The sequence below is a fragment of the Haematobacter massiliensis genome (assembly GCF_000740795.1).
Lineage (GTDB): Bacteria > Pseudomonadota > Alphaproteobacteria > Rhodobacterales > Rhodobacteraceae > Haematobacter > Haematobacter massiliensis.
On record NZ_JGYG01000011.1, the window covers coordinates 121,275 to 131,819 of the forward strand.

The 10,545-nt window shown below is 66.1% G+C and carries 10 protein-coding genes; 5 read left to right on the top strand and 5 right to left on the bottom strand.

The features are described 5' to 3' along the window. Window positions 1–9 precede the first annotated feature (9 nt). The 3 genes from cysW to CN97_RS15460 are packed head-to-tail and all read right to left on the bottom strand — an operon-like array spanning window position 10 to window position 2,739. Window positions 10–900 (bottom strand): sulfate ABC transporter permease subunit CysW, encoded by an 891-nt coding sequence (cysW, locus tag CN97_RS15450; RefSeq protein ID WP_035713169.1) that lies wholly within the window; start codon window positions 898–900, stop codon window positions 10–12. Then, entirely contained in the window at window positions 893–1,732 is an 840-nt protein-coding gene (gene cysT, locus CN97_RS15455; RefSeq protein ID WP_088217311.1) for a sulfate ABC transporter permease subunit CysT, read from the bottom strand. Before cysT ends, cysW begins: the two co-directional genes overlap by 8 nt. Continuing rightward, window positions 1,732–2,739, bottom strand: a complete 1,008-nt coding sequence (locus CN97_RS15460; protein ID WP_035713175.1) for a sulfate ABC transporter substrate-binding protein — start codon at window positions 2,737–2,739, stop codon at window positions 1,732–1,734. Before CN97_RS15460 ends, cysT begins: the two co-directional genes overlap by 1 nt. Window positions 2,740–2,881: 142 nt before the next feature. Between CN97_RS15460 and CN97_RS15465 the strand changes: the two genes are divergently transcribed. The 4 genes from CN97_RS15465 (at window position 2,882) to CN97_RS15480 (ending at window position 5,948) form a co-directional block, all read left to right on the top strand. Next, window positions 2,882–3,346: an Lrp/AsnC family transcriptional regulator gene (locus tag CN97_RS15465; protein WP_035713246.1), complete on the top strand. Its 465-nt coding sequence runs from the start codon at window positions 2,882–2,884 to the stop codon at window positions 3,344–3,346. An 89-nt stretch (window positions 3,347–3,435) separates the two neighbouring features. Further along, window positions 3,436–3,939, top strand: a complete 504-nt coding sequence (locus CN97_RS15470) for a hypothetical protein (RefSeq protein ID WP_035713178.1) — start codon at window positions 3,436–3,438, stop codon at window positions 3,937–3,939. Window positions 3,940–3,963: 24 nt separating this feature from the next. Continuing rightward, on the top strand, window positions 3,964–4,701 hold the full coding sequence (locus CN97_RS15475; protein ID WP_035713248.1) for a metallophosphoesterase family protein: 738 nt from the start codon (window positions 3,964–3,966) through the stop codon (window positions 4,699–4,701). 71 nt (window positions 4,702–4,772) lie between these two features. Then, window positions 4,773–5,948 (top strand): acetyl-CoA C-acyltransferase family protein, encoded by a 1,176-nt coding sequence (locus CN97_RS15480; protein ID WP_035713180.1) that lies wholly within the window; start codon window positions 4,773–4,775, stop codon window positions 5,946–5,948. Window positions 5,949–7,093: 1,145 nt separating this feature from the next. On the opposite strand, the gene CN97_RS15485 is transcribed toward CN97_RS15480, so the two are convergent. Both CN97_RS15485 and CN97_RS15490 read right to left on the bottom strand, forming a co-directional pair. Beyond that, window positions 7,094–7,945 carry a C40 family peptidase gene (locus CN97_RS15485; protein WP_035713183.1) on the bottom strand — a complete coding sequence of 284 codons (852 nt, stop codon included), beginning with the start codon at window positions 7,943–7,945 and terminating at the stop codon, window positions 7,094–7,096. Further along, window positions 7,942–9,324, bottom strand: a complete 1,383-nt coding sequence (locus CN97_RS15490) for a leucyl aminopeptidase family protein (RefSeq protein ID WP_035713185.1) — start codon at window positions 9,322–9,324, stop codon at window positions 7,942–7,944. Before CN97_RS15490 ends, CN97_RS15485 begins: the two co-directional genes overlap by 4 nt. A 208-nt stretch (window positions 9,325–9,532) precedes the next feature. Here CN97_RS15490 and CN97_RS15495 point away from each other — a divergent pair, with 208 nt between their 5' ends. Beyond that, on the top strand, window positions 9,533–10,180 hold the full coding sequence (locus CN97_RS15495) for a carbonic anhydrase (RefSeq protein ID WP_035713187.1): 648 nt from the start codon (window positions 9,533–9,535) through the stop codon (window positions 10,178–10,180). The last annotated feature ends 365 nt before the right edge of the window (window positions 10,181–10,545 follow it).

A 10,545-nucleotide genomic window follows, 5' to 3' on the forward strand; every position in this document is an offset into this window, starting at 1 on the left:
ATCGGCCTCTCAATGACGGAGCGTAGCGGCGAGCTGATCGGCATAGCGCCACTCCAGGAAGGATTTGAGCGCGAGGGTGAGCAGCGCCAGAAGGGTCAGAAGCGCCGCCATGGAAAAGGCCGCGACCGAAAGATATTCGTTGTAGAGCATCTCGATGGTGATCGGCATCGTGGCGGTCTGGCCGCGGATCTTGCCGGAGACGACGGCGACGGCCCCGAACTCTCCCATCGCACGGGCGTTGCAGAGCAGAACGCCATAGAGCAGCGCCCAGCGGATGTTGGGCAGCGTGACCGTCATGAAGGTCCGCCAGCCGGAGGCGCCAAGGGTCAGGGCGGCTTCCTCCTCATCCTTGCCCTGCTCGATCATCACCGGGATCAGTTCCCGCGCGACGAAGGGGAAGGTGACGAACATCGTCGCCAGCACGATCCCCGGCAGGGCAAAGACGATGGGGAAACCGTGGGCCACGAGCCATCCGCCGACCAGACTGTTCGCTCCGAACAGCAGCACGAGGCAAAGCCCCGCAACCACCGGCGAAACGGAGAAGGGCAGGTCGATCAGCGTGATGAGAAAGGCCTTGCCGGTAAAATCGAACTTGGTGATCGCCCAGGCGGCGGCGATGCCGAAAACCGCATTCAACGGCACCGAGATGGCGGTGACGATCAGTGTGAGACGTATCGCGGACCAGGCGTCCGGGTTGGAGAGCGATGAGACGGCGGCGAGCCAGCCCCGCGCCAGCGCCTCGGAGAACACCACCACCAGGGGTGCCACGAGCAGCACCGCCAGCACCCCGAGCACAAGCACGGTCAGCCCGACGCGGAACGCCGGGCTTTCGTTGGCGGGGTCGCGAAAGCGGCTTTTCGGTTGGGGAAGGGGCGCAGAGCGCGCGGATAGATCAGACATGGCCGCTTCTCCTCCGGCTCCAGATCTGGATGATGTTGATGAGGAAGAGCATGGCAAAGGCGATCAGCAGCATGGCGATGCCGATGGCCGCTGCGCCGTCGTAGTCGAACTGCTCCAGCCGGATGACGATGAGCAGGGGGGCGATCTCCGTCTTCATGGGCAGGTTGCCGGCGATGAAGATGACGGAGCCGTATTCGCCGACCGCGCGCGCGAGCGAGAGGGCGAAGCCGGTCAGCGCGGCCGGCATCAGCACCGGAAGCACCACGCGGCGAATGGTGTAGAAGCGCGAGGCGCCCAGCGTGGCGGAAACCTCCTCCCACTGACGGTCCACTTCCTCGATCACCGGTTGCACGGTGCGGACGACGAAGGGCAGCCCCACGAAGACCAGCGCGATGAAGATACCGATCTGGGTATAGGCGATGCGGGTGCCGAGATACTCCACCGCCAGGGCCCCGAAAGCGCCCTTGGGCGCATAGAGGGCGGTGAGCGCGATGCCCGCCACGGCAGTCGGCAGGGCAAATGGCAGGTCCACGGCCGCATCAATGAGCCGCCGCCCCGGAAAGCGGTAGCGCACGAGCACCCAGGCGAGCAGAACCCCGAACACAAGGTTGAACAGCGCGGCATAGAGCGACAGCCGGAACGACAGCAGGAGCGCCGCGAACACGCGGGGCTCCGTTGCGACCGACCAGACATTCGCCGGCCCGTAGCTGGCGCCACGAAGAAGCAGGGCGCCGATGGGCAGCAGGACGATGATCGACAGCATCGCCAGTGTAATGCCCATCGACAGGCCGAACCCCGGTATCGGGGATCGGCGGAGAGCGGCGCCGCGCATCATTTCGCGGTGTAGATCTGATCGAAGACGCCGCCGTCTGCGAAATGCGTGGCCTGCGCTTTCTTCCAGCCGCCGAAATGCTCGATGGTCACGAGATCGAGTTTCGGGAAGCGCGCCACGTCTTCGGGATCGGCTTTCGAGGTATCCCATGCCCGGTAGTAGTTCTTCGCCGCAAGCGCCTGCGCCTCCGGCGAGTAGAGCCAGTTAAGGTATTCGGTCGCAAGCTTGCGCTGCTCATCGGATTTGAGGTTCCCCTCGACCAGCGCGACGGGCGGTTCCGCGAGGATGGAGAGGGAGGGCACGACGATCTCGAACTCACTCGGCCCAAGCTCCTCCAGCGCGAGATAGGCCTCGTTCTCCCAGGCGAGCAGCACATCGCCAAGGCCGCGCTGGGCGAAGGTGGTCGTGGAGCCGCGTGCGCCGGTGTCGAGGACAGGGACGTGGGTGAAGAGCTGTTTCACGAACTCCTGTGCCTTCGCCTCATCGCCATAGGTCTTTTCAGCCCAGGCCCAGGCGGCAAGATAGTTCCAGCGCGCCCCCCCGGAGGTTTTCGGATTGGGCGTAATCACCTCCACCCCCTCCTTCACCAGATCGCTCCAGTCGCTGATCCCCTTGGGATTGCCGGCGCGGACGAGGAACACGATGGTGGAGGTGTAGGGCGAGGAATTGTGCGGAAGTTTCCCCTGCCAGTCGGCAGGGAGCTTGCCCGTCCGCTCTGCGATCGCGTCGATATCGGCGGCAAGCGCCAGCGTCACCACCTGGGCGTCGAGCCCGTCGATCACCGCCCGCGCCTGTGCGCCGGAGCCGCCATGAGAGGTGGATATCTGCACCGCGGAGTTGCCCTGTTCGGCCCAGTGCTTGGCGAAGGCATCGTTATAGGCGCGGTAGAACTCCCGCGTCGGATCGTATGAGACGTTCAGGAGCGTGCTCTGGGCCAGCGCCGGTCCGGCCAGCCAAAGGGAAGCCGCAACGGCCGCCGCTGCCTTGAAAGCGAGGAAAGGCTTCATCTGTCTTCTCCCGTTGGTCCGGGCATTTGGCACGGACCGGTTGACACCATAATCACGACAGACATTATCGTTATTTTCAATGGTGGCGTTATTTCGATTTCGCCGGGTCTTGGAGAATATGCTTCTCTGGATGGGAAAGAAAATGGACCTGATCGACAGAAAGATTATCAGTGAGCTTCAGAAGGACGCGACCTTGCCCATCGCGCAGATCGCCGATCGGGTGGGCCTGTCGCAAACCCCTTGCTGGAAACGGATTCAGAAGCTCGAACAGTCCGGCGTGATCCTGCGGCGCGTGGCGCTCATGGACGGGATGAAGATCGGCTGCGCCCTTACCGTGCTGGTGGGGATCGAGGCGCCCGACCACTCCGCCGAATGGCGGGAGCGATTCGCCGCCGCGGTGAGCGCGCTTCCGGAAGTGATGGAGGTACTGCGCATGGCGGGAGATATGGACTATCTCCTCCGTGTTGCGGTCTCCGACATGGCGGCTTATGACGCTTTCTACAAACGGCTGACCGACGCGGTGATGCTCAAGAATGTCACGTCGCATTTCGTGATGGAGAGCATCAAGGCGACCACGGCCTATCCCGTTGATACATTGAGCCGGTGACGTCTTGCCGATTCTTCCCGGCGATGTAGCTTCACCATGTTCCCCCGGTTGCGGACCGGGCGGACAGTACTCGCTGACGGAGACAGGACATGACCGTGCAAGAACATTTCGAGAGCCGCGACTGGGAGCGCATCACCGCGCTGCCCATGCTCGTCGGCGTAGCGGTCACGGCGGCGGATCCCAGCGGGCTGTGGGGCGCGATCAAGGAGAGCGCCGCCATGGCGAGCGAACTCCGCCGCGCCAAGGCCAATCCCGAGGACAACGACCTGATTGCGGCAGTCGTCGCCGCCTATGACAGCGCCGATGAGCGTCAGGTGGTCACGGAGATCCTGCGGGCGGAGGTGCGCAACCGGAAGCCCCCGGAAATCGTCGAGGATATCGTGGCGGAGGTGGAACGGCTCATGCTGCTTGCCACGGTGAAAATGCCGGAAGATGCTCCCGGCTTTGGCCGCTGGCTCATCGAGATAGCGCGCCAGGTGGCCGAGGCCGCGACAGAGGGCGGCTTCCTTGGCTTCGGTGGCGAGCCGGTAAGCGCGGAGGAGCGTGCCACGCTGGACCGTCTGGCGCTGGCGATCCGGGTCGGCCGGGCGTGATGCCAGGGCGGTGATGCGGTCATGATACGTACCTATGCGATCGGCGACATCCATGGTTATATCGACGAGCTTCGCCGCGCCCACCGGTTGATCGCGGAAGATCGCGCACGCACCGGCGATTGGGATGCGCCCGTCGTGCATCTGGGGGATCTTGTCGATCGCGGGCCGGATGCGGCGGGCGTGATCGACCTGCTGTCGGAGGGCATCGCGGCCGGAGAGCCGTGGGTGGTGCTGAAGGGCAATCACGATCGCATGTTCGTAGGGTTCATGGAGGATCCCATGCGGCGGGATCCCGGTCTTTCGGAGCGCCATACATGGCTCGCCCCGGCCTTGGGCGGGCTTGATACGCTGGCGTCCTATGGGGTCGGTACGGAAGGGCGGGAGGTCGCGCAGATTCAGGCGGACGCGCTTCACCGCGTGCCCGAGGCGCACCGGGAGTTCCTCAAGGCGCTCCCCACATCCTACAGGCGGGGCGATCTGATGTTCGTCCATGCGGGTGTACGGCCCGATGTGCCGCTGGATGCGCAGGTGGAGGATGACCTTGTCTGGATCCGCTCGCCCTTCCTTGAGGATACGCGGAACCATGGCGCCCTGATCGTGCACGGTCACACTGCGCTCGATGCGGCCACCCATCATGGCAACCGGGTCAATATCGACACGGGCGCCGGCTATGGCAGGCCGATCACCGCCGCGGTTTTCGAGGACAGGGATGCCTACATCCTGACGGATGAGGGGCGTGTGCCGCTGCGTCCGCCCTACTGACGATACCTTGCAGTAACCCCGCTGCCATGCACAACTGCCGCCCGGACCCATAAGATTTCCGGGAGGAAAGTATGACGGATATCGTGATCGTTGACGGTGCGCGGACGGCCATCGGCGGCTTCGGCGGCTCGCTTTCCGGTTTTGCGCCCACTGCGCTCGGCGCGCTGACGGCGAAGGCCGCGCTGGAGCGCTCGGGCGTGGAGCCGGGGCAGATCGGACACGTGGTCTATGGCCATGTCATCAACACCGAGCCGCGGGACATGTATGTGAGCCGTGTGACGGCCATCGATGCCGGTGTGCCAGATACGGTGCCGGCGATGAACGTGAACCGGCTCTGCGGCTCCGGCGCGCAGGCCATCGTCTCCGCCGCCCAGGCACTGATGCTGGGGGATGCCGATTTCGCGCTGGCGGGCGGAGTGGAGGTGATGAGCCGCGCGCCCTACATCCTGAAGGATGCCCGCTGGGGCCAGAAGATGGGTGACGTGAACGCGGTAGACATGATGCTTGGCGCGCTGAACTGCCCGTTCGGCACCGGCCATATGGGTGTCACCGCCGAGAATGTCGCTGCCGAATGTGGTATCACGCGGGAGGCGCAGGATGCCTTCGCGCTGGAGAGCCAGGCCCGCGCCGCCCGCGCCATTGCCGAGGGACGGTTCAAGGGGCAGATCGTGCCGGTGGAGATCGTCACCCGCAAGGGTACGACGGTGTTCGACACCGATGAACATCCGAAAGCCACGAGCGGCGAGGGGCTGGCGGCCCTGCGCCCTGCCTTCCGCAAGGATGGCACGGTGACGGCTGGCAATGCTTCCGGCATCAACGATGGTGCGGCGTCCATCGTCCTGGCGCGGGCAGAGGCGGCGGAGAAGGCCGGGCTGAAGCCGCGGGCCCGTGTGCTGGGTTACGCCCATGCGGGCGTGCGTCCGGAGGTGATGGGTCTCGGCCCGATCCCGGCGGTGAAGGCGCTGATGGAGCGGACCGGGCTGACAGCGGGTGATTTCGACGTGATCGAGTCGAATGAAGCCTTTGCCGCGCAGGCTCTGGCCGTTTCCGACGGTCTGGGTTTCGACCCGGCGAAGGTGAACCCGAATGGCGGCGCGATCGCGCTTGGCCATCCGGTTGGCGCGACGGGAGCGATCATCACGCTGAAAGCGCTGGCGGAGCTGGAGCGGACGGGCGGGCGGCGCGCGCTCGTCACCATGTGCATCGGCGGCGGGCAGGGCATCGCCATCGCGCTCGAAGCCATCTGAACCGAAGCCGACGCGGGCCGGACCGGCGCGAAAGCGGCGGGGGCGGAGAAACCGCCCCCACACCGCGCCCCCGCGCGCGCGTGACAGGAGACAGGGCGAACTGCTCCTCCGTCGCCCAAGGACCGCGCTCCCGCGCGCGCGTGACAGGAACATGCTTTTGGCCTGCGTACTGGTGCGTTTCTCGCCTGCCAGCGCGTGTGACGTAGCATATTGCGATGCTACCGCTGATTTTGCGCTCGTCTCCGTGCGCGCGTGAGAGTGCGGCCCCCTCAACCTCTGAGGGGGCATTTTCATGCCTCGCCTCCGCGTGCGAGTAGCGGTTCTGACGGCCGGGGTGGGGGTATCTCGCCTCCACGCGTGTGTGACAGTGCGGGAGAGCAGCGGGAGCAGTAATAGGGTCCGCACTCGCCTCCGCGCGCGTGTGACAGCCCTCCGGGGAGGCGCGCCCGGCCAATTCATGCACCTCACCTCCGGCGCGCGTGACGGTGCCGACGCAGGTGGAATGAGCTACGCACTTCGCGCCCGCCTCCGCGCTCGTCATGGCGCATTGAGGGCTCTGGCTTAGTAGGAAGTGAATATCCGCCTCCGCGCGTGTGACGGTCCAAGGCCGGTGATCTGGTCCACCGTCTCACGCCCGTCTCCACACGTGCGCGTGGTGACGGGAGCAGCAATTCCGCCGGGTTCGGAAGGAATTCTCGTCTCCACACGCGCGCGTGGTGACACAAGAAATCCATCCGGGATGCTCGCGAACGCCCCCGTCTCTAACACGCGCGCGAGGTGGCGGGCCGAAACGGGAGCCGAAACAGATTCCGGAACCTGCGTTCGGGCAAGAGATTTCCGGCCGCAACACCGCTGGAGATCCGGGCATTGCCGGCAGACCAGCGGGCCTACTTGCCGGTTTTACCCAGAGGGCCGGTCGGCAACATTTCGGCGGCCGGTGGCTTAGTGGGGCATTGCCGCGTCGTCGGAGGGCGAAGCGTCATGCGTATGAGGCGGCGGTGAGGGCAAGGCGGGGCCGCAGCTTCCCGACCGGTCTTCGGCAACGAGCCGGGTCACCGGTTCAGCACCTGCTTTCGAGAGCCCGTCCGCGACAACGGCGGGTGAAGCATGCGCCGCCGCCCCTTCCGGGGCGACCGCAGCAGCGGTCAGGGCAGGGCGGGGCGGCGCAGTTTGCTGACCGGGAGACCATCGCTCGCCAGAATGCGTGCAAAGGCAGCTTCGATCCCTTCATGGGTAACGGCCATCGCGTGGCCGTTGGCGTGGATCAACCGCCGCTTATCGGCGACCAGGGCGACATGCCCCGTCCAGAACACCAGATCTCCGCGTTTCAGGGGGGTTCCGGGCGGAAGCTCCGCACCCATTGCTTCAGCGGACGCCTCTCGCTGGAGATCGCTGTCTCCGGGACAGGCCACCCCGGCGGAGAGAAGCGCGATCTGCACGAGGCCGGAGCAGTCGATCCCCTCCCGGCTGTTGCCGCCCCAGAGATAGGGTGTACCGAGAAGCCGCTCCGCCACGTCGACCGGATCAGGCTCCAGCGTGTCCACGGGGCGCAGATGGCTGCGGGGCACGAACCAGCCGTCTGTCGTCTCGGCAAAGGCGCCGCGTTCGTCCACCACATGAAGCAGGCTGCCGAGAGAGAGGAGTCTCGCCTCGCCCCGCTTGATGTCGGGATGCCAGTAGGCATGGGTGGCAGGGGTTGCGACGCGGTGTGTTGCCGGTCCCGCGGGCTGCCCCAGAGCCTCCTGCCGCATCCAGCCGACATAGCCGTCGCGATCCGACTGGCCGAAGGCGTGGCCCTCCTGCCGGTCGATGACGAGGAACGTTTCCCCGAAGATCATCTGCCGGTTCCTGAGGCCGCCCGGCGCGTCGAGCAGGTCGGCGGTCGTGCGGATCACCCGGAGCGGCTCGCCGTTCACATAGCGGTCGGCTGGCACGATGCCGCGCAGCGACTCCAGTGCCACGCGACCATTGGCGGGGGTGAGGCGGGGATCATTCATAGCGACAGAACCTTGGGCAGGGCGGAGAGAATGGCGCGGCCCGCCTGACCGGTGCCGCCTTTCGTTCGCGCGGGCGCGGCGGCGGGCTGCCAGCCGTAGATGTCGAAATGGGCATAGCGCGCCGCGACGAAACGGCGGAGGAACAGCGCAGCGGTGATCGCACCGGCCATGCCGCCGGAGGGCGCATTGTCCAGATCGGCAATACCGGGTTCGATCATCTCCTCATACGGCTCCCAGAAGGGCAGGCGCCAGATCGGATCGGCCACGCGCTCCCCTGCAGTGGTGAGCGCGGCGGCCAGCCCGTCATCATCGGTGAAGAAGGGCGGCACATCCGGCCCAAGCGCCACACGCGCGGCTCCGGTCAGCGTCGCCATGGAGATCACCAGATCGGGCTGTTCCTCATCCGCCAGCGCCAGCGCATCGGCAAGCACGAGCCTTCCCTCCGCGTCGGTATTGTTGACCTCCACCGTCAGCCCTTTGCGGGAGGTGAGGATGTCCTTCGGACGGAAGGCCGATCCGCCGACCGCGTTCTCCACCGCAGGGACGAGGACGCGGAGCTGTACCGGCAGGCCGAGCGCCATGATCGAGCGCGCAAGCCCCATGACGTTCGCGGCGCCGCCCATGTCCTTCTTCATCAGCAGCATGGAGGAGGACGGTTTCAGGTCCAGCCCGCCCGTGTCGAAACACACGCCCTTGCCGACGAGCGTGAGCTTCGGCCCCCGCTCGCCCCAGCGCAGGTCGAGCAGCCGCGGCGCCCGCGGGCTGGCGCGGCCGACGGCGTGGATCATGGGGAGGTTCTCCGCCAGAAGTTCCTCTCCCCGGATCACGCGGGTCTCGGCCCGGAAAGGTGCGGCCATGGCGAGGAAGGCCAACTCAAGCTCCTCCGGCCCCATGTCGGAGGCGGGCGTATTTATAAGATCGCGGACCATGGTCTCGCTGGCGGCCAGCGTCTCCAGCCGGGCCGCGTCGATGCCGGCGGGGGCAACGAGGCGGGGCTTGTCGGCCAGCTGCTTCTTCGGACGGTAGCGATCGAAGCTGTAGCCCGCGAAAAGCCAGCCGAGCGCCGCTTCCTCCGCCATTTCGGGCGCCAGCCCTTCCAGTTTCCAGAGTCTCGCGGGAAGTTGCGGCACCGCCCGCGCGACGGCGAAGCGCCCGCGTTTCCGCGCCGCTGCGTCGCCAAGGCCGAGCACCGCGCCGAGAGGCGCGCCATCCGTGCCCGGCAGCAGCCGCAGATCGCCAAGACGCCCCTCGAAACCGGTCGCCGTCAGCCATGCGGCCACTTGCGGCGGCTGTTGCTCCAGCCAGCCGCGAAATGCCTGTTGCTCCACAAGGTGAAGGGGCAGGGCGGCGCCATCATCGGCGGCGAAGGTCTGGCTCATGGGCGCTCCGGTGTCAGTCTGCTGCGACTTTTGCGCGCGACCCTAAACCTCATTTCCGGGAGAGCAAACCCCCGGATGCCGTCTGCGCCATTCAGGTCGCATTGGGTTGTGCCCGCCGCCGGAGTTGGCTCCGGGATCTCCAACCTCGGGGGTTGCACTTCGCCACGAAAGAGGGTGGAGTCGGGCCGCTTCGTCAAAGGAGAACCCGATGCTGCCGATCCGCCCCCTGCCCGGTTACCTCGTGCAACGTTATCACGGCTGGCGGGCGACCATCTGGGAGGACAACCGCAACTGGTACCGCCGTCTGGCGGAGGATGGCCAGCGCCCCCGTGCCATGGTCATCGCCTGTTGCGACAGCCGGGTGGACGTGGCTTCCATCTTTGGCGCGGATTCGGGTGAGCTGTTCATCCACCGCAATGTGGCGAACCTCGTGCCGCCCTATGCCCCGGACGGAGACCATCACGGCACCTCGGCCGCCGTTGAATATGCGGTTGAGACGCTGCGCGTCGCCAATCTGATCGTCATGGGTCATTCCCGCTGCGGCGGGGTGCAGGGCTGCTACGACATGTGCGCCGGTCATGCCCCTCAGCTTGAGGAAAAGACGAGCTTTGTCGGGCGCTGGATGGATATTCTCCGCCCCGCTTATGCCAAGGTGCTTGATGTGCCCGAGGCTGAGCGCGTTCCCGCGCTGGAGAAGCTGGCCGTCCTGACCGGGATCGACAACCTCCTGAGCTTCCCCTTCGTCACGGCTGCGGTGGAGGAGGGGCGGCTCTCCCTGCATGGCGTGTGGAATGATATCGGAGAGGGCGGGCTGGAGAGCTACGATTCGACGACCGAAAGCTGGAACGCGGTCTGACGGCTTACGACGCGGGAGACCGGCTTGGTATGGCCTGCGGGCTGTGCAGAGCGCTTGGAGAAATTCGGGCGCTTTGGAAGCACTTTCTGTAGGCGGGTGCCGTTAGCCCCTCGGGCCGCGTCCAACCGGGGAACATTCCCCGCAGATAGGCGGTCAAGTTCCGGGAGCAGCAAGTCCGCGTCTGACAAAGCTGCTGCGTGCAACTGAACGGGTTTGCAGGTCTCGATACGCCCGCCTTCTTGCAAGCATATGCCCCGACGGGAGAGCGCAGAAGCGAAAGACGTCTTTCGTCCGGTCGATTCGCTAGGAAAGCTCCGTAATGGACCGAGGCACCCGGGATAACGGGCGGTGCCGCGCCCCTCTCT